Below are 24,152 nucleotides of genomic sequence, written 5' to 3'. Positions count from 1 at the left end.
AAGGTGAGTCACCGCCGTCGTTCTTCAGTAAGAATTAGCCCGGGTAGATCTCGCGCAACAATTCGGCGGTTTCGGTCGGGGTCTTGCCAACCTTCACGCCGGCCGCCTCGAGGGCTTCCTTCTTCGCCTGAGCGGTGCCCGCGGAACCGGACACGATCGCACCGGCGTGACCCATGGTCTTGCCTTCGGGTGCGGTAAAACCGGCCACGTAGCCGACGACCGGCTTGGTGACGTTGGCCTTGATGAATTCGGCGGCACGCTCCTCGGCGTCGCCTCCGATCTCACCGATCATGACGATGGCCTTGGTCTCCGGGTCGGCCTCGAACGCGGCGAGCGCATCGATGTGCGTGGTGCCGACAATCGGGTCGCCGCCAATGCCGATGGCGGTGGAGAAGCCGAGGTCACGCAGCTCGTACATCATCTGGTAGGTCAAGGTGCCGGACTTGGACACAAGACCCACGCCGCCCTTGCCGGTGATGGTTGCCGGGATGATGCCCGCGAGGGACTCTTCCGGGGAGATGATGCCGGGGCAGTTCGGGCCGATGATCTGGGTGATCTGCTTGCCGTCGGCGTCCACGCGCTGCTTGGCGAGATCCCAGAATTCGGCGGTGTCCTGCACGGGCACGCCCTCGGTGATGATCACGAGCAGGCCGATTCCGGCTTCGATGGCCTCGACGGCGGCGTCCTTGGTGAAGGCCGGGGGCACAAACGCGACAGACACGTTGGCGCCGGTCTTCTCCATGGCTTCGGCAACCGAGCCGAAGACGGGGAGTTCTACGTCGTTGCCGTCCTTGTCCTTGTGCATCACGGTGGTGCCGGCTTTGCGGGCGTTGACACCGCCCACCACGTTGGAGCCGGCCTTGAGCATGAGCGCGGTGTGCTTGGTGCCCTCGCTACCGGTGATGCCCTGGACGATGATCTTGGAATCGTTGTTGAGGAAAATAGACATGTTCTTCTCTCTATCTCGTCTTTTGGGCCTAGTTGGCGTTGGCGAGCGCGGCAGCCTTGTCGGCGCCCTCGTCCATGGTTGCGGCCAGGGTGACAAGCGGGTGGTTGGCGTCTTGGAGGATCTTGCGGCCCTCTTCCACCTTGTTTCCGTCCAGGCGGACCACGAGCGGCTTGTTCGCGCTGGAGCCGAGTTCGGCGAGCGCGCCGACGATGCCCTTGGCAACCTCATCACACGCGGTGATGCCGCCGAAGACGTTCACAAACACGCTCTTGACCTGCGGGTCGCCCAGGATGACGTCGAGGCCATTGGCCATGACCTCGGCGGACGCTCCGCCGCCGATGTCCAGGAAGTTCGCGGGCTTGACCCCGCCGTTCTTCTCCCCGGCGTAGGCGACAACGTCCAGGGTGGACATGACTAGCCCGGCGCCGTTGCCGATGATGCCGACTTCGCCGTCCAATTTGACGTAGTTGAGGTCGCTTTCCTTGGCCTTGGCCTCCAGCGGATCCGTCGATGCGGCGTCCTCGAGGGCGGCGTGGCGCGGGTGGCGGAAGTCGGCGTTCTCATCCAGGGTGACCTTGCCATCCAGGGCCAGGATGTCGCCGGCGCCGGTCTTGACCAGCGGGTTGACCTCGACCAGGGTGGCGTCTTCGCCTTTGAACACGTCGTAGAGCTTGACGAGCACCGGAACAACCTTGGCCCCGGTTTCCGCGTCGAAACCAGCCACCTCCACGATTTCCTTGGCCTTGGCCTCATCGATGCCCACAAGCGGATCGATGGCAACCTTGGCGAGCGCTTCGGGGCGCTCGACCGCGAGCTGTTCAATCTCCATGCCGCCCTCGACCGAGCACATAGCCAAGTAGTTGCGGTTCGCGCGGTCGAGCAACACCGAGAAGTAGTATTCCTCGGCAATGTCTGCGCCCTGGGCGATCATGACGGTGTTCACGGTATGGCCCTTGATGTCCATGCCGAGAATTTGCTTGGCGTATTCGTAGGCCTCGTCCGGGGTCTTGGCAACCTTCACGCCGCCTGCCTTACCGCGGCCGCCGACCTTGACTTGTGCCTTGACAACAACAACGCCGCCGATCTTCTCGGCGGCAGCTTTCGCTTCTTCAGGAGTTTGCGCCACGATGCCGGCAAGCACGGGTACACCGTGTGCCTCGAAGAGATCGCGCGCTTGGTATTCAAACAGATCCAAGGTCTTATTCCTTCTACGTCGAAGTAGTCGCTTTGTGCACTACCGAGTACGGTGTGAACCCGCATAGCTGAACCCGCGGGCCTCTCCTTGGAACTCTAGTACTTTCGACGCCCATTGCAGAACCCGAGGCGATTTTCGTGACCAACCCCACACGCCGTCCCCGCGTTTCGCGCCAACCACCGAGGGCCCCGTTCGGGCGCCGGTTAGACCTTGGTCAGCGGCGCGTAGCGGAGCATGAGCCGCTTCTCCCCCACCGGGAAGCTCACCTTGGCGATCGCCTTGTCACCGGAACCTTCCATGGCGATGACCTTGCCGCGGCCAAAGGACTTGTGCTCGACCTCGTCCCCGACGTCCAGGTCAATGACTTCCTTGGCCGGTTGCACGCGCCCAACGCTGGTTTTGAGCGGTACCGAGCCACTCGCCGTCGTTCCTCCGGGCGCGCCAGCGCCCCAAAAGGAGCCGCTGAAGCGGCGGTCCGGGGAGGAATCGATGCGCCCGAAGCTGCGCGACGTTCCCTCGCGCTCCCAGTGAATCAGGTCTGCGGGGATGTCGTCGAGGAATTGACTCGGCGGGTTGAATTGGCTTTGACCCCAGAGCGTGCGCATTTCCGAGCGTGTGACGTAGAGCCGTTGCCGCGCGCGAGTCAGGCCGACGTACGCAAGGCGGCGTTCTTCGGCCATTTCTTTCGCATCGGTGGCCGAGCGCTGGTGCGGGAAGACGCCGAGCTCCATGCCGGTGACGAACACCACCGGAAACTCAAGCCCCTTGGCTGTGTGCAAGGTCATGAGCGTCACCACGCCCTGTGCGATTGCTTCTGGTTCGCTAGGCACTTGGTCCGCGTCCGCGACCAGCGACACTTGCTCCAGGAAGGAATCAAGATCGCCCTCGGGATTCTCGGCAAGGTACTCGCGCACCACTGCCAGGAGCTCGGAAAGGTTCTCAACCCGGCCCTCATCCTGCGGGTCCTTCGATTCGCGGAGCATCCGCAAGTATCCGGTTTGCTCCAGGGTCGCTTCCAGGAGCGCGACAAGACCGGAGCTTTCGCTCACTTCCTTGAGGTCATCGATCAAGGTGACGAACTCTTTGATCTTTTTCAGGGCGGCGGTGCCCATTCCGGGCGCTTCCTCGGCGCGGCGCAGTGCCGCCATGAAGGAGATGCGCTCCCTATCCGCGAGAGCGGCGGCACTGGCTTCGGCACGCGCCCCCAGACCGCGTTTGGGTTCGTTGAAAATGCGGCGCAGGCTGACATCGTCATCCGGGTTCGCCACGGTGCGCAAGTACGCGAGCGCATCCTTGATTTCCTTGCGCTCATAGAACCTGGTGCCGCCGACCACTTTGTAGGGCAAGCCGACGCGCATCAGGATTTCCTCGAGGGAGCGGCTTTGCGCGTTGGTGCGGTAGAAGACCGCAACGTCTTTAGGTTTGATCCCCTCTTTATCGGCGAGCTTATCGATTTCGGCGGCGATGAACTTTGCTTCTTCGTGCTCGTTCTCGCCCACGTAGCCGATGATTTTGGCGCCCGCGCCCTCTGCGGTCCACAGCCGTTTGTCCTTGCGGCCGGGGTTCCGCGAAATCACCGCGTTGGCGGCGTTCAAAATGTTTTGGGTGGAGCGGTAATTCTGCTCCAACAAGATGGTGTGCGCGTCCGGGTAGTCTTGCTCAAACTCGACGATATTGCGGATGTCGGCACCGCGGAAGGCGTAGATCGACTGGTCCGAGTCGCCCACAACGGTGAGTTGACCCGCCGGCACCCCGTCCATGGTTTCCGGGGCTTTGGTGATCTCACGCACCAAGGCATATTGCGCGTGGTTGGTGTCCTGGTACTCGTCAATGAGCACGTACCGGAAGCGACGGCGGTAGTAGTCCGCGATCGCCGGAAACGCCCGGAACATATAGACCACTTGGGCAATCAGGTCATCAAAGTCCATGGCGTTAGCCGCATTCAAGCGACGCATGTACTCCTTATAAACGTCCGCCACCGCGCTATCCATGGGGTCCTGATGGTTGTGTTGGGTCGCGAAGTCTTCCTCATCGATGAGTTCATTTTTAAGGCTGGAAATGCGGTGTTGAATCGCCTTGGCCGGGAAGCGCTTGGAGTCCAGTTCCAGGTTTTTGGAGATGAGCGTGATCAGGCGGAGCGAATCGGCCGAATCGTAGACACTGAAGTTGGACGCCCTCCCAATGTTCTTGGCTTCTCGCCGCAGGATGCGCACACATGAGGAGTGGAAAGTGGAGACCCACATGTTTTTGGCGGCCTCCCCCACGAGCGCCGCTGTCCGCTCCTTCATTTCGGCCGCGGCCTTATTGGTGAAGGTGATAGCAAGGATTTCCCCCGGATGCGCCTTGCCGGTAGCCAGCAAATACGCGATCCGGTGGGTCAGCACCCTGGTTTTTCCCGAACCCGCACCTGCGACGATGAGGAGGGGACCGCCGTCGTACTCCACTGCCGCTTGCTGCTCCGGGTTGAGCCCGGTCAGCAAGCCATCCACGCGCGAACTCTCGGCAACCGGTGTGGCGGCGGGAGTTTTGCGGTCTGAGTACGGGTCAAAAATCATATCCATGTTCCCTCTAGTTTAGGTGTTGGATAATGGTGCTCATGGCTAAAACTCCAGCGCAGCGCGCGGCAAAACACGGCGACCGCGCAACCGGCGCCCCCGCGGCGAGTTCCGCGCAACCGATCAATCCGACCACGCGGCGCACCCCGGCGAAGGCGCAGAGCAATGCGCGGATGGTCCTGATCGCGGGCGCGGTCATTTCGCTGGCGCTCTTTGCCTACCTGCACCTGTATTCGCTCGAACAGATGACGCAGTTGAGCGACGGGCTTGCGATGCCGGATTCGCGAATGGGCGGCTACTCGGTGGCGGACATCGAGGCGTTGCGCGCCGTCATGAATGAGGATGACCGCGGACAGCTCAGTTTCATCCACAAGACCGCCGGCACCCTCTTCCCCCTGATTTTCGCGGCAACCTGGCTACTGCTGATTTCCACGCAAGTCGCATCGCGGATGTGGCGCTGGCTGTTGTGGGCGCCGGTGGTGCTGTTTGCGGTGGTGGATATTACCGAGAACGTGGTCATTGACTCGATGCTCGGCGCCGCGACCCTAGATCCGGGGATGGTGGCCGCGGCGAGTGCGCTCACCGTGGCGCGCTGGATTTTGCTCGGGCTGTCCCTCGTCGCGGCGCTCGTTGCCGTGTTTCTGCCCCGACCGAAGCCTGAAACAGGTTCGCAGGCCCAATTTAACAATTAAGTCCCATATATGGGCCTGCACTGTTAATTTGGGCCTGCTAATTTGGGCCTGCGAACTGGCGGCGCTCCCGCCTGCGAAACCGCCGCCGCGCCGTCCAGCGCCTAGGTGTTCCGGTTCAACCGCCCGGTGCCGCCCTGCTGCCACGGGTGCGGCCCGGCAAGCGGCCGGTAGTTCACCCCGAGCACATCCAGGAGTTCCAGGTGCGCCGGCAACCGATCCGCCACGGGGTGAGCCGCACGCACCTCGGGCGAAGCCCAACCGATATCGGCCAGCACCGACAAGCGCGGAAACGCCCGATACTCCACCGCGCGCCCGTCCTTCATGTACTCGCTCCACAGCTGCCCCTGCAGACCCAGAACGCGGCTAGCCTCTTCCTCGGACACTCCCGGAGGCACCGGCGAAAACTCGGCGACCTTCTCTACCGGCAGCAGCCCGCCAATGCTCAGCGGCTCCTCGGCGTCCTCGGATGCATAGGCGTCCAGGTAGGTCCATTCGTGCGCGCAATTGACAATCTGGTGCCCGGCCTTCAGCGCTTGGACATCCGGACGGTTTTCGCCGCCGCCCCACACCCGCCACGCCGCGATCACGGTGTCCTTGGGCATGCCGTCCGCCTCCAGCGCCTCATCCCAGCAGATCGCCTTGCGCCCGGCCTCGCGCACCTGCGCCACGCACGACTTCAAGAACCAGTTCTGTAGCTCCTCGACCGAATTCAGGCCCAGTTCCTCGACCCGGCCGCGCGAATACTCGTCATTTTCCCACCCGGTCTTGGGCACCTCGTCGCCGCCCAAGTGAATGTACTCGCCGGGGAAGATGGTGAGCGTGTGCGCCACCACGTCCTGCACAAACTGCAGCGCCTCGGGCGAGGGACGGAGCACCATGTCGGAGACCCCCCAGATGGTCGGCTCGACAATCGTCCCGGGAATCCCAAGCTCCGGGTACGCCCGCAACGCCGCCCCCATGTGCCCGGGCAGGTCGATCTCCGGCACGACCTCAATGTTCCTGGCGGCAGCGTACGCGACGATTTCCTGCAAGTCCTCGGTGGTGTAGTAGCCGCCGTGCGGCGTCCCATCGAAATCGCGGTCGGACTTGCCCGCATGCCCAATCACCGTCTCTGGCCGCCACGAGCCCTGCTCCACGAGCTTGGGCCATCCCGGCACCTCGATGCGCCAGCCTTGGTCATCGGTCAGGTGAAAGTGCATCTTGTTCATCTTCAGCAGCGCCGCAATATCCAGCATCCGCATCACGAACTCTTTGGGCAAAAAGTGCCGCGCCGGATCCAGCATGAATCCGCGCCAGCCGTAGCTCGGCTCATCAGCGATCTGCACACCGGCCACGCTCACGCTTTCCGCGCTCCCGGCTTGCCGCAGCACGCTCACCGGCATCAGTTGGATCAGCGTCGCGAACGCATTTTGGAAACCGGCCCCGCTGGGTGCAGTGATCTCCACGCCGTTGGCGTCCACAGCGAGCGTGTAGGACTCCTCGTTTCCCTCACCTACCGTGCGCAAAGCAATGATGTTCGACGGCGTTGCCTCCCCCCGGCCGCTTGTCGCCTTCTCCACGGGGAGACGGATCCCCGTGCTCGTGGCAATCAGATCGTGGAGTTGCCAGGCAACGGGGAGCGCAGTCTCGTCGGCGTGGATGGTCGTCTCGGCGGTGACGGTGAAGTTTTCGCCGGTTTCGGTCAGGTCCTTGGGTTGGGGCAGGATGCTAAGAGGCATTCTCTTTCCTCGGTAGGGTGTGCGTTTGCCTGGCTCGAAATGTGCACTGAGCGTGTGCATTGCGAATGTGCATTGAGCAGGTCTTCCCATTCTTACCAGGAATTCATCGGATGTCTACGACGCGCCGAAAGTTTCCAAAACTCGCCTCGCACGGTGCCCAACTCCCGCCCCACCCTGAGCGCACTCCCGCCCCACTGTCCCGGTCACCGCGAGCCCACTCCCTCGCCACTGTCCCGGTCACCGCGAGCCCCGACTTTGTAGGGCCGTTTCGACAAAATAGGGCGGTATACAACCCTAAAATGTCGAAACAACCCTACAAACTGGATGGGCGCGGCCGTAGCGACGCTGCGACGACACTGCGACGACGCTGCGACGACACTGCTCGGCACCGTTCGCGATAGACTGTTAGCCGCGCCCGTTCCGCCACGGAGCGAGCATGCACGCCTCGGTAGCTCAGTAGGATAGAGCGACCCTCTCCTAAAGGGTAGGCCGTCGGTTCGATTCCGGCCCGGGGCACCAGAAACAGGATCGCTCTGCCAGCCCCGCGCCCAGGCTCCGGGCGGCCGCGATGGCGGGCAACGCCGTCGTTCTTCAGGGAAGTAACTAGGCGGCCGAGCCAACCTTCAAGAAATCTGACCATTCGTCTCGAGGGCGCTCGAGTTCGCGGATCGCCCAGTGCGGGCTGCGCGGCTCACGCGGTGTGACGCGCAGGTTCCAGCCCATTTGCGCGAGGGTGCGGTCGCCCTTTTTGTTGTTGCAGTTCAGGCAGCAGGCAACCAGGTTCTCCCAGCTTTCCCGCCCGCCGCGCGACTTTGGGTGAATGTGATCCACGGTGGTGGCGTGTTTGCCGCAGTACGCGCATTCGTGGCCGTCGCGGCGCAAGACCCCGCGGCGGGTGACCGTCTGATTGACGCGGTACGGGAGCTTCACGTAGCGGTTCAGGAGGATGACGGAGGGGCGAGCGACCATCGTGGTGGGGCTGAAGACCGGTTCTTGATCCTCGGCGAGGACGGACGCCTTGCCCGTCAAGACAAGAACGAGCGCCCGGCGGAAGGTGACCACCGCCAGCGGTTCATATCCAGCATTCAGAACTAAGGTGCGCATACCTGGTCCTTGCCCGTCGATGCGCCCGAGCCGGTGCGCCCGAGCGCAACTCATTGGATCAACAACCTTAGATTATGGGCAGGTGGGCCCTTTTCCTAATCACTGGCCCCCAGGGTGGGGCGTGTCGCCAAGAATTCATCCGCCGGTCATTCCGAGATGCCCGTTAAACCGAAGAGGCCCCACCCCGTCACGCGGGATGAGACCTCCTGGAAAACAGTGTTCGTGTTAGCTCACGCGCACAATGGTGATTGGGCCGCCTGCAGACAAGTAGCTGTAGGGGTGAACAACGGTGCTGCCGCCGGCGGGGTACCAGTTGGAGCTGATGACCTGGCCGTTGCCGACGTAGATGGACACGTGGCCGGGCTGCATCAGGATGTCACCGGGCTGCAGATCGGAAACGACGGTTCCCGCAACGCCGAACTGCATCGGAGCGAGATCGCCAACCGGACGGCCGATGGAAGCGAGAGCGTTCTCGACCAGCTTGGTGCAATCCTGCACCACGCCGAGCTGACCATAGGCAGCGGCCACAAGGCCGGAAGCGGCGGCGGATCCACCCTGCGGAGCCGGGGCCGGAGCGGCCTCCTGCTTCGGAGCGGCCTGCTGGCCCTGGTTGCCCTGCTGAGCCGACTGTCCGCCCTGCGGGGCGGGAGCAGTCTGCGCGGTCGCCGGAGCGGACTGCGGGGTGATGACAGGCTCCGGTGCGGCCTCAACGGTCACCGGTGCGCTGAAGAATGCGGGAGCTGCCTTGACGTCTGCGGTCACAGCGCTCGAAGCGACGGACGGAGCGGCGAGGGCAACGGCCTCGGTCGCCTCGCGCTTGAGGGCGGGAGCGTCAGCGTTAGCTGGAACGGCTGCGGTCAGTGCCAAACCGGATGCGGCGGCGACCACAGCTGCTTGGCGCCCAAAGGAACCAGCGTTACCAGCAACAGCCTTGGTAATTGAGGTCATCATGGTGGCGCGGCCCGCGCTGTGACGACCAAGCTTAGATGTAGCCAATGTGTTCTCCTTGAGCCTACGAGGTGAGCTGTCGGGTTCGGATGGGAGACATCCGGCCAGGCATAGTGCACCTGACTTAACCCCAAGGGCTTCTTCGTGTGAGGAAGACCAGAAGTGGTTCCCCCGTCTCTGCCGTCATAGAAGTGAACGGGAACCGGATGTAGTGGCAGAGCTCGGCTTGCTACTCCGGTGCGCCTCATCATTTCGAATGAGGCACGATTATGAGGTTATAACATTTTGGTTGAAATGTCACATTCCGGTTACGGTCGTGTCATCCCTGCGGCTTAGAGCCACTTCAGCGGGTCAATGGTCTCGCCATTAACCTGTACTTCGAAGTGCAAGTGGCACCCGGTGGAGGCACCGGTGGTCCCTGCGCTTCCCACCTGCTGACCGCGCGACACCTTATCGCCAACTTTCACGGCGACGGATGACATGTGGTTGTAGGTGGTTTCCAAACCGTTGCCGTGATCTACCACGACTCGATTGCCGTACCCGGTGTTATCCCACCCGGCCGACTTCACGGTGCCCTCGGCGGCGGCGTCGACGCTCACGCCGCATGCCGCCTGGAGGTCCAGCCCGTTGTGGAAATTTGAGACTCCGCCTACCGGCGCAACACGCGGCCCGAAGGGGGAGTTGATTTGCATCGGGGTGTTCAGCGGGAAGTCCAGCGTGCCCTTGGAGGCTTCTGGGGTGACCTTCGCCGCCGAAGCGCTCACGATGCTTCGCAATTGTTGGTCAGGATCCACCTTGGTGATCTCTGACGGCTTCGAAAGCTGCAATGACGCGTTGGGGTCCGCGGTAACTTCAAGGCTTTCCGGGGTGATCTGCTGGCGCTGCGGGTTTTCCCCGTCGGCCGAGACGGCGGCGGTGGTCGGCAGCGCCGCGGTCAAAGCGAGACCGGAAACTGCAGCGACCATGGCCACCTTTTGCGAGGTGGCCGAAGCGTTGAAGGATTTCTTGGGCGAACGGGTTGCGTCTAGCTTGGCCCGCCGCGGCGTCTGATGGATCTGCCGGCGGCTAGGCAATTCTGGGTACGCGTCACCGTGGGGTGTGTGCGCGTAGGCCGAATGCTTAGACAAAGTTCCTCTTCCTTTTCACCTACGAGGTTAGCTGTCGGATTCGAGGCAGGTTCACCTCGGTTCCGCCAACGGGCGCCTAGCTTTCGCGTCTGGCACCGAAGCGGAACTTCACCCCAAGACGCGGCGATTCGCGTCAAAAGTGTGGTTCCCCCGCCCCTGTCTTCTGGCTCAATTCGACCCCGGCCGACAGGGCTCGGCGTGCCAAGGAAGTGATGTCACGGTGTCGACATCCACAAGCAACTATAACGGCTTGGTCTCACAGTTACAATTTCGTTATAAAACTTTTTGTGGAAAAGTACGACGGCGTTGCCCGGGTTGGGTGCCGGCCCTCAGCTCCCAGCCTGGTGCTCTACAAAGACGTGAACCGCGACTTCTGGCGGTAGCTCCAGTGCGCCTTCAATGCCGGGGACGCGCACCGAGACGTACTCGCCGGCCATGGCCAAGTTCACATCCGCGCCCGGCTTAATGCCGCCCTCGTCGAGTTGGGTCAAGAGCTCGGGCTCCACTTGGATCGGCTCGCTCAGGCGCTTGACGATAACCTTGTCGCCGTTTTGGTAGGTCTCCATCACTTCCAAGAGCGTGCGCAGGTTCGGATCGAAGGCGGGGGCAGCGGTACCACCTAATTCTTCGAGGCCCGGGATGGGGTTTCCGTAGGGCGAGTGATCCGGCTGGCCCAGCATGTCGAACAGTCGACGTTCCACCCGCTCGCTCATCACGTGTTCCCAACGGCACGCTTCATCGTGCACGTACGCCCACTCCAAGCCAATCACGTCGGAAAGCAGCCGCTCGGTGAGGCGATGCTTGCGCATCACTTCGACCGCGCGCCGCCGACCCTCGGGCGTGAGCTCCAGGTGCCGGTCGCCGCTGACGACCACCAGGCCGTCACGCTCCATGCGACCGATGGTTTGTGAAACGGTGGGCCCGGAGTGCCGCAACCGCTCGGCGATGCGCGCGCGCAGAGCGGTGATGTTCTCTTCCTCAAGTTCCAAGATGCTCTTCAGGTACATCTCGGTGGTGTCTATAAGATCGGTCACGGCTTACGGAGCTCCTTCGGCCAGGTGGCACACGTGTCCACCGCTAAAAACGAACTATTCTCAATAAAGGTAACGGAAAATGGCGTGCCTTTCATTTCCTGAGGCAGAATCGGTTAGGTACCGCGCACAATCTTGGGAGACCTCATGCCTGATATCACCATCCCTGCCCACCTGTTGCCCCGCGACGGGCGCTTTGGTTCCGGGCCGTCAAAGGTGCGAGACGCCCAGGTGAGCGCTGTTGCCGCGGCCCAGCCTCGCTTGCTCGGCACCTCGCACCGGCAAGCGCCGGTCCGCGAGCTTGTGGGACGGGTCCAAGATGGGCTGTTGGACTTCTTCCAAGCCCCTTCCGACTATGAGGTGGTGTTGGGCGTCGGCGGTTCGACCGCATTTTGGGACGCGGCTACTTTTGGGCTGGTTTCGCAACGGGCCGCTCACTTGTCCTTTGGCGAGTTTGGGTCCAAGTTCGCCAAGGAGACCTCCGCCGCACCGTTCCTTGAGGATTCGGTGGTGCTCTCCAGCGAACCGGGAACGCGGCCCGCCTTTGAAGCGGTGCCCGGCGCCGATGTGTATGCGTGGCCGCATAACGAAACATCCACCGGTGTGATGGCGCCGGTGGAGCGGGTCGCGGGAGTGGATGAGGGCGCGTTGATGGTCGTGGATGCGACCTCGGCCGCCGGCGGTGTTGCGGTGGACGCGTCTCAAACCGACGTGTACTACTTTGCCCCGCAAAAGAATTTCGCGTCCGATGGCGGGCTGTGGTTGGCCCTCTTTTCACCGGCCGCACTGGAGCGTGTTGCTCGTGTGGCCAAGGCGGAATCGCGCTGGATCCCGGACTTCTTGAGTCTCAAGTTAGCGGTGGATAATTCGCGGCAACGCCAGACCTACAACACTCCGTCCTTGACAACCCTGGTCTCTCTGGCGGATCAAGTGACATGGCTCAATGAGAGCGGCGGCATGGCATTTGCCGATGGGCGGACCAGAGACTCGTCTTCGCGGGTCTATGAGTGGGCCGAGACCTCAGATTTCGCCCGTCCGTACGTCGAGGCCGCTTCAGACCGGTCCCAGGTGGTGTGCACGGTGGACTTTGACGACGCCGTGGATGCCGCCGCCGTGGCGAAGGTGTTGCGCGCTAACGGGATCGTGGACGTGGAACCGTACCGCAAACTAGGGCGCAACCAATTGCGCATTGCCACCTTTGTGGCCATCGAGCCCGAGGACGTTTCGGCGCTCCTGGCCAGCATTGACTATGTTGTGGGTCAGCTGCAAGGCTGACCGGCGGCCCCGCTGTCTCACCGTCTAACGGCGACGGCGTCTGCGCGGATTGCGCTTGGCGGCCTTGAATTCCTCGATGTCTTCGACGTCTTCCACGTCATCGTCGAGGTCATCGTCGGCGCCGTCGGGGCTGGTCGCCGCTGCGTCGGCCTCACTCGGCGCAGTGCCTTTGCCGTCTTCGGCCTGTGCGCCTTCAGAGTCGGTATCAGCGCTTAGCGGCACATCGCCGTCGGCGTGCGCGGGCTCGAGGTCCTCCGGGCGAACTCGCTGAGACCAGGGCACCCAGTCCGGCGCCAGTAGAGCACCGTCACTGGGGATCAAGCCCACCTCGCTGACCGTGGCTTCCTTGCCTCGAGGCACACGTGTCACGGTGGCAAACCACACCCAGCCGCGGTATCCGGCGAGGTTGTTCTCAAAGCGGTGGGTGCCGATGCGCTCGGACTCTTGAACATAGTCACGGTGCGCGCCCAGCGTGTTTTCCGCGGTGATTTCCAGGATGGCAGAGCGAGCCTTATCCGTGGCCGCGGCCAGGATGTGATCGCTCTTGTGCGTCTTACGTGGAGGCATTAGCTTCTCGCCCTGAGGCTCTTATGCGTCCAGATCATCGGCGACGCGGCGCAGCACGGTGGCCACCTTGCTGGAGTGGGAACGGTCCGGGTAACGGCCCTTGCGCAGGCCGTTGGAGAGATCATCCAGCATCTTGATGACATCTTCGACGATGGTGGCGAACTCATCTGCGGGTTTGCGTTGGGCGCGCACTACCGACGGCGCTTCCAGCAACCGCACCGAGAGCGCCTGCGCCCCCTTGCGGCCATCCGCAATTCCGAACTCCACACGGGTTCCGGCTTTAACGTCGGTGACACCGCTAGGAAGGGCGGATGCGTGCAGGAACACTTCTTGACCGTCATCGGCGGCCAGGAATCCGAAACCCTTTTCGGCGTCGAAAAACTTCACTTTGCCAGTTGGCATGGCGGTACCTCATCTTCTAGGGCATGCGCCCTCTCTAACCTGCGTGCTTGCACCCGCAACCGTTTCCCCCCTGGCACCTCTCAGCAAATAACCTGAGGAGCGCAAGCTAAAACAGGGCAGGGTGTAGCCTCGCGCAAAAAGTCTGCTTTAACTACAGTACAGCCCCTGGCGTCTGGGCGAACCTCGCCGCACTTTGCCATCAGCTTAAGCCGTGGTGCCGGTAGCGTTGACGTCATGAAGTCACGTTCATTGTTGGCGACCGTGCGCCTCGTGCTCGCGGTCCTCGCCGGAATTCTTGCATTGATCGGTGTAGCGGCGTTGGCCTGGATCCTCATTGCCGCCGCGGCCGGCACCGAGGTCACGCCGCTCTCGATTGGTTTGGTGACATGGTGCCTGCCCTGGTCCTTTGTGCTCTTGGCCGGTGTGATCGCCATATCGATCCTGATGCGCCGCGCCCGCAAGGACTCAGCGCACGCCCGCCAATAGAACAGCTTGCGTATGGCATTTACATCAGAGGCGTCCAGTCAACATTCAGTTTCTGGGTGAATACTAGTGGTTGTGATGAAAAAGACTGGACCCGAAGCCAAGCTTCTTGTTGTTGATGATGAGCCCAATATTCGCGAGTTGCTCTCAACTTCTTTGCGCTTTGCCGGCTTTGACGTTGTTGCCGCAGGCACCGGGCGCGATGCCCTTGCCGCGGCCGAATCCCATAACCCCGATCTCGCCGTCTTGGACGTAATGCTCCCGGACATGGACGGGTTCACCGTCACCCGCCGCTTGCGGGCCGCGGGCAAGCACTTCCCGGTGCTGTTTCTCACCGCTCGGGATGACACCGAAGACAAGGTCACCGGACTGACGGTCGGCGGCGATGACTATGTCACCAAGCCGTTCAGCCTGGATGAGGTGGTTGCCCGCATCCGCGCCGTGTTGCGCCGCACCGCGCCCCTGGAAGAGGATGACGCCGTGGTGCGCGTTGACGACCTTGAGCTCGATGACGACGCGCATGAGGTTCGCCGAGCGGGAGAAGTCATCGACCTCTCCCCCACCGAGTTCAAACTGCTGCGCTACCTGATGATGAACCCCAACCGGGTGCTCTCCAAGTCGCAGATCCTTGACCACGTCTGGGAGTACGACTTCAACGGCGATGCATCCATCGTGGAGTCCTATATCTCCTACCTTCGCCGCAAGATCGATTCGAATCCGGACTGGGAGCCGATGATTCAAACCAAGCGCGGCGTCGGATATCTGCTGCGGAGTACCGACAAGCGATAATTGCGTCTATGCGCTTTTGGAAAAACACCTCGCTGAGGTCCCAACTGGTGACCATCATGACCCTTCTCATGGTGGTCATCATTGGTTTTACCGGTTTTATCACCATCGCGCTGTTGCGAGGCACCCTAGTCAGCCAGGCCGAAACCGACATTAAGAGCAACACCCTGCGCATGGCCCAAGCGTTGCAACCCATAAATTCTTCGATCGATACCCCCAAACAAATCCAATTCGGCGATAACTACTATGCGGCTTTGATCGCCCCGGACGGCAGCGTCATCAACGTCATCCCGACCTACACCGACGATGAACCGGTCCTCCCACCGGGCCTCGACACGCAATTTGTCGACAAAGCCAAGGGTCTCCCGTTCACCTTGCCCGGCAAGGAGAAGGGCTCTGCCGGGTGGCGAACCATCATCACCCCGCTCCAGGGCGGCAATTCCGTCTTGGTCTCATACAGCCTGCAAAACGTTAACCGTGCGGTAGATCAGGCCGCCATTTTCATCTCCATCACCGGCGTCATCGCCATTTTTGTGGCCTCCGGAATCGCGTACTTGGCGGTCTCGCGAGCCTTCGTTCCGCTTCGCCGCGTGGAGCGGACCGCCGCCGCCATTGCCGCGGGAGATCTGTCGCGACGCGTTGAGGTGAGCAACCCTGCGACCGAAATCGGGCGGCTGTCCCGTTCGCTGAACGCGATGCTCGCCCATATTGAGAACGCCTTTGCCGCCCGGAGCGAGTCCGAAGCCAAAATGCGCCGTTTTGTGGCCGACGCTTCGCACGAATTACGAACCCCGCTGGTCACCATCCGCGGTTTTTCCGAGTTGTACCGCCACGGCGGGTTGCCTCAGGAAGAGAACGTCGCCGAGGCCATGGGGCGCATCGAAAGCGAAGCCAAGCGCATGGGGCAGCTCGTCGAGGATCTGCTCATGTTGGCGCGCATCGATGAACAGCGCCCGCTCGAGGCCAAACCGGTGGACCTGCTCTTGCTTGGCAATGACGCCGCCCTCGACGCGAAGGCTAGCGCCCCGGATCGCGAAGTCACGGTTGTGGGCTTAGATGGGCCCAAACCCGTCTCGGCGACCACGGTCGGAGATGAGGCGCGGTTGCGGCAGGTCGTCGCGAACCTGCTGACGAACGCACTCAGGTACACCCCGGAGGGTTCGCCGATCGAGATCGCCGTGGGGGTGCAGCAGGTTTTGCATGGCCACTCGGATGCGGTTTTGGAAATCCGCGACCACGGTCCGGGCATCAGCGAGGCGGACGCGGCGCGCGTCTTCGAGCGCTTCTACCGCGCGGACACCTCGCGCACCAGAGAAACCGGCGGCACCGGCCTTGGTCTGGCAATTGTTGCCGCGCTTGTCGCCCAGCACGATGGCAGCGTGCGGCTCACCGACACTCCGGGCGGCGGGGCCACCTTGTCGATTCGTCTCCCCCATGTGAAGGACGACGGCGATGCCTCCCCAGAGGGCGAACTCGCCTAAGCGCCGGGTTGGCACTGTTCCTACACAGGCGCCTGATTTGTCGAAAATCGGCAAAGTTATCCACAATTTTGCGCTGGGCACAGCGGGTCGGCCGACTTCTCCCTAGTCTCGAATCAGACCAATTCATTGGCGTTGGTTTACTCAACAAGGAGGAGAAGATCATGGCAATTTTCCAGGTAGACAGCGACGCGCTGGCGCAGAAGAGCAGCGAAGTGCGCGGCACCATCTCTCGTTTGCAGTCCGAAGTGGACAGCATGCAAAGCGGACTACGAGCACTGGAGGGGATGTGGACCGGTTCGGCCGCTACCAACTTTCAGGCGCTCATCGGCGATTGGCGTAACACCCAGGCCAAGGTCGAACAGTCGCTTTCCAGCATTAATGAGGCGCTGAACTTGGCGTCGCAGCAATACGCCGAAGCGGAGCAGGCCAATACCAAGATGTTTACCGTCTAGGCCGGCGCTTCGCGAAGCCGGGGCGAGTGGTCAAGCGCTCAAGGTCTGTGCTCTTCCGTGGCTGTCCCCCGCGGAAGGGCACAGGCTCCCGATCGGGTTTCGCGGTGCTTTGGTGCACCCCTGTCCGATCGGGAGTCATGTGGGGGAACACAAAGCGGGCGCGAACTCACCTCTGGTGAGTTCGCGCCCGTCGTGTTGACGTCCGTGAACGGGGCTCTAGCTTAGAAGCCGCCCATTCCGCCCATCTCGTCGGCGCCCGGTGCGGCCGGCGCGGCCTTCTCGGGCTTGTCGGCGACAACTGCCTCGGTGGTGAGGAAGAGGCCGGCAATGGATGCCGCGTTCTGCAGGGCAGAGCGGGTCACCTTGACCGGGTCGTTCACACCGGCGGCAAGCAGGTCCTCGTATTCGCCGGTGGCAGCGTTGAGACCGTGACCGGGCTCCAGGCTGCGCACCTTGGCGGCAACCACTCCGGGCTCGAGTCCGGCGTTGAACGCGATCTGCTTCAGCGGAGCTTCGATGGCAACCTTGACGATGTTGGCGCCGGTTGCTTCATCGCCCTTGACGTCCAGGTTCTCGAATGCCTTTTCGCCAGCCTGAATCAAAGCGACACCGCCGCCGGGCACAATGCCCTCTTCAACAGCGGCCTTGGCGTTGCGCACGGCGTCTTCGATACGGTGCTTGCGCTCCTTGAGTTCAACCTCGGTCGCCGCACCGGCCTTGATGACGGCCACACCGCCGGCGAGCTTCGCCAGACGCTCTTGCAGCTTCTCGCGGTCATAGTCGGAATCGGAGTTCTCGATCTCGGCGCGAATCTGGTTGACGCGACCGGCAATGGCGTCGGCGTCACCGGCGCCTTCCACGATCGTGGTCTCGTCCTTGGTGACAACAACCTTGCGAGCTTGACCCAGCATGTCCAAGGTGGCGTTCTCCAGCTTGAGACCGATTTCCTCGGAGATGACTTGGCCACCGGTCAGGGTGGCAATGTCGGAGAGCATCGCTTTGCGGCGATCGCCAAAGCCCGGGGCCTTGACGGCAACGGACTTGAAGGTGCCGCGGATCTTGTTGACGATCAGGGTGGCCAATGCTTCGGCTTCCACATCTTCGGCGATGATCAACAGCGGCTTGCCGGACTGCATGACCTTCTCCAGGATGCCCACCATGTCCTTGACGTTGGAGATCTTGGAGTTGACGATCAGGATGTAGGGATCCTCAAGTACCGCTTCCTGGCGCTCGGCGTCGGTCACGAAGTACGCGGAAATGTAACCCTTGTCAAAGCGCATGCCTTCGGTGAGTTCGAGTTCCAAACCAAAGGTGTTGGACTCCTCAACCGTGATCACGCCTTCCTTGCCGACCTTGTCCAGCGCCTCGGCGATAAGTTCGCCAATCTGCTGGTCACCGGCGGAAATGGAGGCGGTAGCGGCAATCTCTTCCTTGGTCTCCACTTCCTTGGCAGCGTCCAAAAGCTGATCGGTGACGGCACCGACGGCCTTTTCAATGCCGCGCTTGAGGCTCAGCGGATCCGCTCCTGCAGCGACGTTGCGCAAGCCCTCCTTGACCAAAGCCTGGGCAAGAACGGTAGCCGTGGTGGTACCGTCACCGGCAACATCGTCGGTCTTCTTGGCGACCTCTTTGACCAGTTCGGCACCGATCTTCTCGTAGGGGTCATCCAGTTCAATTTCCTTGGCGATGGACACGCCATCGTTGGTGATGGTGGGGGCGCCCCACTTCTTTTCCAACACAACATTGCGACCGCGCGGGCCGAGCGTCACCTTGACGGCGTCGGCGAGCGTGTTGAGTCCACGCTCCAGCCCGCGGCGGGCCTCTTCGTCGAATGAAATGATCTTTGCCATGGCGGCAATCAGTCCTTCCGGAACTCGAATGCTTGAAGTTAAGCAGTCTTGGTTATCGACCCTGCGCCCGCGACGGACGGCCGGCAACACCGCGGGATCGGTCCCGGGCATTTCTGGCCTCGCAAGAGAAGACTTTGTTCCTCTTTAGTCCGGCCGCATCAGCCGGGACGAATTGACCCGGCGTTAGCAATCGAGACCAAAGAGTGCTAAGTCAATAATTAGCACTCTGCCTAGGAGAGTGCAAGCTACTTCCAAGCGAGCGATCGTGCTTCATCTGAGGGCGTAGCGCGGCCGCTTTAGAGCGCCTCCCGGCCATTCCACTCAGAACGCAACACGCCATAGACAACGCTGTCATGGATCTCGCCCCGAACCTCTCGTGCCTGGCGAAACCGGGCTTCCTCGCGCCACCGGAGCTTCTCGGCAACCCGGCACATCGCAACGTTTCCCGACCAGGTCGCCAAATCGAGTCGGCGCACATTCGTGGTGTCAAAAAGGTAGCTCGTCCACACCCGGAGCGCATCCAACCCAAGCCCCTTGCCACGACGGGCCTGGTCATAGATCACCATGCCGACCCGGCGCCAATCGGACTCCGGAGATTCGTAATACCAGCTGAGCGTCCCGATGAGCTGGTCTGTATCGCGGTCCGCGATGACGGCGCGCTGGCGCGGCCACTCGAGCTCACCACCGACGTAAAGAGTCCGGGCCCGTTCCTCTTCCATCGAGACGATGCGGTCAATATCGCCCGCGGTCGCCTTGGCAAAATAGGGCCCATCCCAGAGGTGCCATTCCCGCTCAGGTGCCAACCAGTGCCGGTAGGCGAGCATATCTTCAGGTGAGAAATCCCGCACCCGCAACCCGTCGCCGTCGAGCATCAGTTGGCGAGCCACGCGAAAAGGCCCCTGCGCTAGCCCTGGTAGCCCGGGCCCGCGACCACCGCGATGGTGTCGCCGAAACTGGGGTCGAGCAGGATTTGCTGAATGCCCAGGAGGTCGGCGAGCGCCTGGGCGGACGGCGCCAAGTCCTCGCGCGGGTAGAACACGTAGGAGGTGTCCAGCGGGTTGCCGGGCCAGTTGGTCACGCTGTTGACGGTCCAGCCGTCCTGGGTGACGCGGGTGGAGACCACTGTGCCAAGGCCCTGGGTCAGGGTCGCGTTGTACACCACGAGCGGGACGGTTTTGTCGACCGCGGGAGTTTCCGGCGGGGTAGTTTCTTCGGCGGGGGGTGTTTCTTCTTCGGCCGGCGGGGTCGTCTCCGGGGTGGTCGGCTGCGCGGTGCTGGTAGCCGCCGGGCTCGAGGTCTGCTGGTCGGCCGGAGGCGTCTGGCCCGCCGTGGGAGCACCGCCGATCCCCAGGCGCGGGAACACGAGGGCGGAAATCACACCAATGATGAGCACGAGCGCCGCGACCAGGATGATGAGGCCCAGTCCGGAGCCGCGTTGCTTGGAAAGTCTTTCGCGGTGCACACCTTGCCGGTCGGAATTCTCGGGGACGTCATCGAATTCGTCGCGGGGGTATTCGCTGCTCATGCGTAAAGGGTCCTTGAACGTTGGCGGTTGGGCGCCACGACCCTAGCCGAGCCGACGCGAGGTTCGGTTCTGATGTCGTGACGTACGTAGTCTACGCAATCTTTTGACGAGCATCGGGTCAAACGCCAGCGCATCCTCGGAGTCGATGAGCTGATTCAGAATCTGGTAATAGTTGGTGGCGGAAAGGTCGAAGAGGTCGCGGATGGCTTGCTCTTTCGCCCCGGCGTATTTCCACCACTGGCGCTCCAGAGCAAGCATGCGCTGGTCGCGTTCGGAGAGCGGGCTGGACTCGTCAATGCTGAGTTCCTGGTTGAACTCGTGGGCCACCTGGCTCATGCCGCTCCTTCCGTGGTGCACCGTGTTTCACTCCATCATAGACCCGGAATTACATTGGTGTCATTCGCCTGGGGCCCGGCGTGCGTGCGAAGATGTGGGCCATGACGAGTGAACCAGCAATGCCTCTGCAACCGGGAATCGCCGAGGATTGGAAGCCAACGCTGGCACAAAACGAACCGTCACTTGCGCGGTTGCGAGATTTCCTTGCTGCCGAGCGCACGGCCGGCCATGTGGTCCACCCCGCGCCGCCTCAGGTGTTGCGTGCGTTTCACCGGCCGCGCGCCCAGGTCAAGGTGCTCATTGTGGGGCAGGACCCCTACCCCACGCCGGGACATGCGGTCGGGCTGAGCTTTTCGGTGGATCCCGCGGTGCGTCCGCTGCCGCGCAGTCTGCAGAACATATATAAGGAGTTGGAGTCAGACCTTGGGGTTCCCCCGGCAGCCACGGGCGATTTGAGCGCGTGGAGCGATCAGGGTGTCATGCTGCTCAACCGCGTCTTGACGGTGCGCTCCGGTGCGGCCGGCAGCCACCGCGGCCAGGGGTGGGAGACGGTGACGGAGGCTGCGATCCGTGCGCTTGCCGATCGCGGGACCCCGCTCGTAGCGATCCTCTGGGGACGCGACGCGCAAAACTTGAAACCGCTGCTCGGCGACGCGCACATCATCGAATCTGCGCATCCAAGCCCGTTGTCGGCCTCCCGCGGGTTTTTTGGGTCCCGGCCGTTCAGTCGCGCGAATGCATATTTGGAATCGCGCGGGGTCGCTCCCATTAATTGGAACCTCGCCGAGGCGTAATCCGTGACCGGGAGTTGTCGCACGGGTGGGACGGGGCGGCATGGTCGCATGGCACGGCAGGGTCGCCTACTGAACCACGACGGCGATGCGTTGCCTTAAGGAGGCGAGTAACGCCGTCGATCCTCACCAGCGTGTGGCCGGCACCCCCGTCTATATAGCGCGAAATGCGGGAAAATCGCGAAAAACCCGTAATTCGCGCTACACAGATGAGGTAGGGTGAGTTAGGTAAGCCTAAGTTCTACCTCGAGGTGTCATGTCTACCGTACGCAAGCCCCGCAAGTCGCTCACCCTGGAAGTTCTCCGTACCGAGAGACTCACGAGCCACCTCCAGCGGGTCATCCTTGGCAACGGCGACATCGACGAAATCACCGACCCGGGCTACACCGACACCTATAGCAAGCTCCTCTTCCCGGTGCCCGGTTCCGGGGTCACCGCGCCGTTCGACATCAACGCGGTGCGCGAAGAGCTGCCGCGCGAGCAGTGGCCGGTGACGCGCACCTACACGATTCGGCGCATTGACCAGGACGCCAAGCAGGTCTGGATCGACTTTGTGGTGCACGGCGATTCGGGTTTGGCGGGGCCGTGGGCTCTCAACGCGCAGCCCGGAGATAAGCTGACATTCCTGAACCCGGTGGGCGCTTACTCCCCGAACACCGAAGCAGATTGGTACGCGTTCGTTGGAGACGAGTCCGCGATTCCGGCGATCTCTTCGGCGTTGGAGTCCTTGGCGGAAACCAAACCAGAAGCACGCGGCTGGGCCGTTATTGAAATTGCCGAGGAGTCGGATCGGATGGATCTTGCGGCGCCGGAGGACCTGGCCGTTCACTGGGTAGTCCGCGGCGGCGAACCGGCAGGGGACGCCAGCATTACCGAGCACGCCGTGCGAGTGCAACCGTGGCTTGAGGGCGAGGTCGATGTCTTCGCCCACGGCGAGCGCGAGGCGATGAAGGCGATGCGCCGCTACTTCCGCACCGAGCGCGGGGTGGACCGCAAGGCTCTATCTCTTTCCGGGTATTGGGCCTTTGGGCGTGTGGAGGATGACTTCCAGGCCGAAAAGCGTACGCCGGTTGGCCAAATCTTCGAGCCAGAGGACACTGCCACCGCCTAGCCCCAAAAATGTTGGCGCAGATTACCGAAGTTGTGCGGGATCCCGCACAAAAAAGTTAATCTGCGCCAACATTTTTGCGGGGAGGGCTGGGGTGGCTACCGCCGACGCGACCGGCGCCGCTCATTCGAGTTGAGGCCCTTGGTCAGCGGCCTCGCCAAGTTATCGCCGAGCACCAGTCCGGCCGCGATCGCCAAGATCACTGCGAGCGCGTTGAACAGCGACACCACACCGGGCTGAATGTTCGCGGCGTCGATGGAAATCCCATACATCGCCCGGAAAATCGAGAGTCCCGGGTATAAGAACAGCGTCGCCGGGATCGCGACCACAAGCTGCGGGGCACCCATGCGCAACGCCACAAACCGGGCGACGAACCCAATAACAACCGCGGAGATCGCGGGCGTGAGCCGGAACCCGAAGTCCAGTTGCACGGCCAGCAACACCACAAGATAACCGGCCACACCGACCAACGCCGTCGGCAGCACGAGCTTGAGCGCCGACTGCTCCACCACACAGATCGCCATGCCCGCAACGGCGACGAGCGCCACCACCACCGGCACCGGGTACCCGTTCTCATAGGTGCGGGCCACATCCAGCTCCGGAATCCCGAGCATCGCGCCCACCACAAGCGCCACCGAAATCCCGGAAATGAGCGCACCGAAAACCAGGAACGCGGAGAGGAAACGCCCAGCCGCAGTCACCGGGAAACCGTTGATCGCATCCTGTGTCGCGGTCACCAGCCGCCCCGCCGGCAACAGCAGCAGGATTCCACCCGCCACCACCAGCCCGGGCGGCACCGGAATCGGCGACCACCAGACCAGTTCCGCCAGCGCGGTCACGCAGAACGCGCAGGCGGCCACTGAGAAGAACTCGGGAACCCGCCATTTGCCTAGCACTCGCTGGATCACATCCACCATCACGGTCCCAGCCGCGGCGAACAGCGAGGCGAGCCAGTCCCCGCCAATAATCCCGGCAATCGCGGCCGCGAACACCGCAATTGACGCGGTCACCATCCACTTCGCGAAGGGCTTAGAGGACGTCGTGATTTCGCGCAACTCCACGCTCGCGGTGGCACGGTCCACATCCCCGTCCACAATCTTGGTCACCAGCTGATGGATCGCCGCGAGCCCGGCATAATTCGCGGTCCAGGAGCGCACCACCCGCATCACAGTCATCGGGATTTGGTCCTTGGGCGCATAGTTGATCATCACCGACTGATTGGTGATGTCCACGTCCACATTCTTGAGCCCGAACGCGGCGGTCACCGCAATCAGGCTGGTTTCCACCTCGAGCGCACCGGCACCGTAGCGGAACATGCTCTCGGACAGATTGAGCGCAAAATCCAGTGTTTTCCGGTCATCGTGATCCACCCGGTTTACCTGAATAATCGGGTTCGAATAGGGGCTGCCGGCCAGCCTATCCACAATTGACATCGGCTGGGTTGGCGGCTGTTCGCCTTGAATGAGCCGCTTGAGCATCCGCTTGGCGGCGGCGTTTGCCGATGGCGATCCGGTGGCCTTGGGGGTGAGCGGGGTCGTCGGCAGGGCCGCCGTGGGATTGGGTGCATTCTTGCCGCCCTTGGGCCGCCCGCTCGGCTTGGTCCGCGCCCGATCGTTCACCTGTCACCTCACTTCACCACCCGCGCCGGTGAGGCGTGCGCGGGTGGAGGCATCGCCGTCGTACTTCCACCCTTAACGCTACTTGCTCGCGGGGCTACGATGGGACAAGAACGCCGTAAAGCCGCCTGCGGATTTCATTGCAAAAACGTGAGGATCCA

23 protein-coding genes, 1 tRNA gene and 2 riboswitches are annotated in these 24,152 nt (G+C 62.5%); of the genes, 9 read left to right on the top strand and 15 right to left on the bottom strand.

What is annotated here, in order from left to right; translation table 11 throughout:
• Nucleotides 1-34: 34 nt before the first annotated feature.
• From sucD to pcrA, 3 genes are all read right to left on the bottom strand, one after another.
• Nucleotides 35-949 (bottom strand): succinate--CoA ligase subunit alpha, encoded by a 915-nt coding sequence (gene sucD / locus O148_RS0111600; protein ID WP_026531052.1) that lies wholly within the window; start codon nt 947-949, stop codon nt 35-37.
• A gap of 28 nt (nt 950-977) precedes the next feature.
• Nucleotides 978-2,144, bottom strand: a complete 1,167-nt coding sequence (gene sucC / locus O148_RS0111595; RefSeq protein WP_026531051.1) for an ADP-forming succinate--CoA ligase subunit beta — start codon at nt 2,142-2,144, stop codon at nt 978-980.
• Nucleotides 2,145-2,347: 203 nt separating this feature from the next.
• Complete coding sequence (pcrA, locus tag O148_RS0111590) at nt 2,348-4,705, bottom strand: DNA helicase PcrA (protein ID WP_157374628.1); 2,358 nt, start codon at nt 4,703-4,705, stop codon at nt 2,348-2,350.
• Nucleotides 4,706-4,740: 35 nt separating this feature from the next.
• Here pcrA and O148_RS0111585 point away from each other — a divergent pair, with 35 nt between their 5' ends.
• Nucleotides 4,741-5,391 (top strand): hypothetical protein, encoded by a 651-nt coding sequence (locus tag O148_RS0111585; protein ID WP_026531049.1) that lies wholly within the window; start codon nt 4,741-4,743, stop codon nt 5,389-5,391.
• 101 nt (nt 5,392-5,492) lie between these two features.
• Here O148_RS0111585 and O148_RS16315 read toward each other — a convergent pair whose 3' ends face one another.
• Nucleotides 5,493-7,109 carry a beta-N-acetylhexosaminidase gene (locus O148_RS16315; protein ID WP_051620148.1) on the bottom strand — a complete coding sequence of 539 codons (1,617 nt, stop codon included), beginning with the start codon at nt 7,107-7,109 and terminating at the stop codon, nt 5,493-5,495.
• Between the two features lie 442 nt (nt 7,110-7,551).
• Between O148_RS16315 and O148_RS0111575 the strand changes: the two genes are divergently transcribed.
• Nucleotides 7,552-7,628: transfer RNA gene (locus tag O148_RS0111575), tRNA-Arg, on the top strand.
• Nucleotides 7,629-7,712: 84 nt separating this feature from the next.
• Here the strand turns inward: O148_RS0111575 and O148_RS0111570 are convergent.
• The 4 genes from O148_RS0111570 to O148_RS0111555 form a co-directional block, all read right to left on the bottom strand.
• Nucleotides 7,713-8,213, bottom strand: coding sequence for an HNH endonuclease (locus O148_RS0111570; protein WP_026531048.1), 501 nt, complete (start codon nt 8,211-8,213; stop codon nt 7,713-7,715).
• Between the two features lie 225 nt (nt 8,214-8,438).
• Entirely contained in the window at nt 8,439-9,209 is a 771-nt protein-coding gene (locus O148_RS0111565) for a hypothetical protein (RefSeq protein ID WP_026531047.1), read from the bottom strand.
• A riboswitch (cyclic di-AMP (ydaO/yuaA leader) is annotated at nt 9,209-9,369 on the bottom strand. It overlaps the preceding gene by 1 nt.
• A gap of 124 nt (nt 9,370-9,493) precedes the next feature.
• Nucleotides 9,494-10,288, bottom strand: a complete 795-nt coding sequence (locus O148_RS0111560; protein WP_051620147.1) for a M23 family metallopeptidase — start codon at nt 10,286-10,288, stop codon at nt 9,494-9,496.
• A riboswitch (cyclic di-AMP (ydaO/yuaA leader) is annotated at nt 10,289-10,497 on the bottom strand.
• Between the two features lie 120 nt (nt 10,498-10,617).
• The gene (locus O148_RS0111555) at nt 10,618-11,322 is read right to left on the bottom strand and encodes an iron-dependent transcriptional repressor DtxR (RefSeq protein ID WP_026531045.1); all 705 of its coding nucleotides are present in this window, start codon (nt 11,320-11,322) and stop codon (nt 10,618-10,620) included.
• A gap of 144 nt (nt 11,323-11,466) precedes the next feature.
• On the opposite strand from O148_RS0111555, the gene serC reads away from it, so the two are divergent.
• Nucleotides 11,467-12,594 carry a phosphoserine transaminase gene (serC, locus tag O148_RS0111550; RefSeq protein ID WP_026531044.1) on the top strand — a complete coding sequence of 376 codons (1,128 nt, stop codon included), beginning with the start codon at nt 11,467-11,469 and terminating at the stop codon, nt 12,592-12,594.
• Between the two features lie 24 nt (nt 12,595-12,618).
• Here the strand turns inward: serC and O148_RS16310 are convergent, their stop codons facing one another.
• Nucleotides 12,619-13,161: a DUF3027 domain-containing protein gene (locus O148_RS16310; RefSeq protein ID WP_051620146.1), complete on the bottom strand. Its 543-nt coding sequence runs from the start codon at nt 13,159-13,161 to the stop codon at nt 12,619-12,621.
• Between the two features lie 21 nt (nt 13,162-13,182).
• Nucleotides 13,183-13,563, bottom strand: a complete 381-nt coding sequence (locus tag O148_RS0111540) for a cold-shock protein (RefSeq protein ID WP_026531043.1) — start codon at nt 13,561-13,563, stop codon at nt 13,183-13,185.
• A 234-nt stretch (nt 13,564-13,797) separates the two neighbouring features.
• Here O148_RS0111540 and O148_RS0111535 point away from each other — a divergent pair, with 234 nt between their 5' ends.
• The 4 genes from O148_RS0111535 (at nt 13,798) to O148_RS0111520 (ending at nt 16,765) form a co-directional block, all read left to right on the top strand.
• Nucleotides 13,798-14,049 (top strand): hypothetical protein, encoded by a 252-nt coding sequence (locus O148_RS0111535; protein ID WP_157374627.1) that lies wholly within the window; start codon nt 13,798-13,800, stop codon nt 14,047-14,049.
• A 75-nt stretch (nt 14,050-14,124) separates the two neighbouring features.
• The gene (locus O148_RS0111530) at nt 14,125-14,835 is read left to right on the top strand and encodes a response regulator transcription factor (protein ID WP_035745990.1); all 711 of its coding nucleotides are present in this window, start codon (nt 14,125-14,127) and stop codon (nt 14,833-14,835) included.
• An 8-nt stretch (nt 14,836-14,843) separates the two neighbouring features.
• Nucleotides 14,844-16,313 carry a sensor histidine kinase gene (locus tag O148_RS0111525; protein WP_035745967.1) on the top strand — a complete coding sequence of 490 codons (1,470 nt, stop codon included), beginning with the start codon at nt 14,844-14,846 and terminating at the stop codon, nt 16,311-16,313.
• A gap of 161 nt (nt 16,314-16,474) precedes the next feature.
• Nucleotides 16,475-16,765: a WXG100 family type VII secretion target gene (locus O148_RS0111520; RefSeq protein WP_026531039.1), complete on the top strand. Its 291-nt coding sequence runs from the start codon at nt 16,475-16,477 to the stop codon at nt 16,763-16,765.
• A gap of 221 nt (nt 16,766-16,986) precedes the next feature.
• On the opposite strand, the gene groL is transcribed toward O148_RS0111520, so the two are convergent.
• The 4 genes from groL to O148_RS0111500 all read right to left on the bottom strand — a co-directional run bounded on the left by groL (nt 16,987) and on the right by O148_RS0111500 (nt 20,476).
• Nucleotides 16,987-18,615, bottom strand: coding sequence for a chaperonin GroEL (gene groL, locus O148_RS0111515; RefSeq protein ID WP_026531038.1), 1,629 nt, complete (start codon nt 18,613-18,615; stop codon nt 16,987-16,989).
• A 296-nt stretch (nt 18,616-18,911) separates the two neighbouring features.
• Nucleotides 18,912-19,502, bottom strand: coding sequence for a GNAT family N-acetyltransferase (locus O148_RS0111510; protein WP_240470859.1), 591 nt, complete (start codon nt 19,500-19,502; stop codon nt 18,912-18,914).
• Between the two features lie 17 nt (nt 19,503-19,519).
• Nucleotides 19,520-20,140 (bottom strand): LytR C-terminal domain-containing protein, encoded by a 621-nt coding sequence (locus O148_RS0111505; protein WP_026531036.1) that lies wholly within the window; start codon nt 20,138-20,140, stop codon nt 19,520-19,522.
• Between the two features lie 42 nt (nt 20,141-20,182).
• On the bottom strand, nt 20,183-20,476 hold the full coding sequence (locus O148_RS0111500; RefSeq protein ID WP_026531035.1) for a DUF3263 domain-containing protein: 294 nt from the start codon (nt 20,474-20,476) through the stop codon (nt 20,183-20,185).
• 101 nt (nt 20,477-20,577) lie between these two features.
• Between O148_RS0111500 and O148_RS0111495 the strand changes: the two genes are divergently transcribed.
• Together O148_RS0111495 and O148_RS0111490 are read left to right on the top strand one after the other, a co-directional pair.
• The gene (locus O148_RS0111495) at nt 20,578-21,270 is read left to right on the top strand and encodes a uracil-DNA glycosylase (RefSeq protein WP_026531034.1); all 693 of its coding nucleotides are present in this window, start codon (nt 20,578-20,580) and stop codon (nt 21,268-21,270) included.
• Between the two features lie 253 nt (nt 21,271-21,523).
• Entirely contained in the window at nt 21,524-22,378 is an 855-nt protein-coding gene (locus O148_RS0111490; protein ID WP_026531033.1) for a siderophore-interacting protein, read from the top strand.
• A gap of 95 nt (nt 22,379-22,473) precedes the next feature.
• On the opposite strand, the gene O148_RS0111485 is transcribed toward O148_RS0111490, so the two are convergent.
• Nucleotides 22,474-23,994, bottom strand: coding sequence for a threonine/serine exporter family protein (locus tag O148_RS0111485; protein WP_026531032.1), 1,521 nt, complete (start codon nt 23,992-23,994; stop codon nt 22,474-22,476).
• Nucleotides 23,995-24,152: the final 158 nt, after the last annotated feature.

The organism is Haematomicrobium sanguinis DSM 21259, from assembly GCF_000688395.1.
GTDB classification, from domain to species: Bacteria; Actinomycetota; Actinomycetes; order Actinomycetales; family Micrococcaceae; genus Haematomicrobium; species Haematomicrobium sanguinis.
Note: the sequence above shows the minus strand (reverse complement) of the source record. Positions and strands in the feature narration are given on the sequence as shown.

Coding starts and splice junctions, on each gene's coding strand:
- O148_RS0111585 (WP_026531049.1), top strand. CDS start 4,741: ATGGCTAAAACTCCAGCGCAGCGCGCGGCAAAACACGGCGACCGCGCA.
- O148_RS0111540 (WP_026531043.1), bottom strand. CDS start 13,563: ATGCCAACTGGCAAAGTGAAGTTTTTCGACGCCGAAAAGGGTTTCGGA.
- sucD (WP_026531052.1), bottom strand. CDS start 949: ATGTCTATTTTCCTCAACAACGATTCCAAGATCATCGTCCAGGGCATC.
- O148_RS0111525 (WP_035745967.1), top strand. CDS start 14,844: ATGCGCTTTTGGAAAAACACCTCGCTGAGGTCCCAACTGGTGACCATC.
- O148_RS16315 (WP_051620148.1), bottom strand. CDS start 7,109: ATGCCTCTTAGCATCCTGCCCCAACCCAAGGACCTGACCGAAACCGGC.
- O148_RS0111495 (WP_026531034.1), top strand. CDS start 20,578: ATGACGAGTGAACCAGCAATGCCTCTGCAACCGGGAATCGCCGAGGAT.
- O148_RS0111520 (WP_026531039.1), top strand. CDS start 16,475: ATGGCAATTTTCCAGGTAGACAGCGACGCGCTGGCGCAGAAGAGCAGC.
- O148_RS0111490 (WP_026531033.1), top strand. CDS start 21,524: ATGTCTACCGTACGCAAGCCCCGCAAGTCGCTCACCCTGGAAGTTCTC.
- O148_RS0111505 (WP_026531036.1), bottom strand. CDS start 20,140: ATGAGCAGCGAATACCCCCGCGACGAATTCGATGACGTCCCCGAGAAT.
- O148_RS0111530 (WP_035745990.1), top strand. CDS start 14,125: ATGAAAAAGACTGGACCCGAAGCCAAGCTTCTTGTTGTTGATGATGAG.
- O148_RS0111570 (WP_026531048.1), bottom strand. CDS start 8,213: ATGCGCACCTTAGTTCTGAATGCTGGATATGAACCGCTGGCGGTGGTC.
- O148_RS0111535 (WP_157374627.1), top strand. CDS start 13,798: ATGAAGTCACGTTCATTGTTGGCGACCGTGCGCCTCGTGCTCGCGGTC.
- groL (WP_026531038.1), bottom strand. CDS start 18,615: ATGGCAAAGATCATTTCATTCGACGAAGAGGCCCGCCGCGGGCTGGAG.
- serC (WP_026531044.1), top strand. CDS start 11,467: ATGCCTGATATCACCATCCCTGCCCACCTGTTGCCCCGCGACGGGCGC.
- pcrA (WP_157374628.1), bottom strand. CDS start 4,705: ATGGATATGATTTTTGACCCGTACTCAGACCGCAAAACTCCCGCCGCC.
- O148_RS0111500 (WP_026531035.1), bottom strand. CDS start 20,476: ATGAGCCAGGTGGCCCACGAGTTCAACCAGGAACTCAGCATTGACGAG.
- O148_RS16310 (WP_051620146.1), bottom strand. CDS start 13,161: ATGCCTCCACGTAAGACGCACAAGAGCGATCACATCCTGGCCGCGGCC.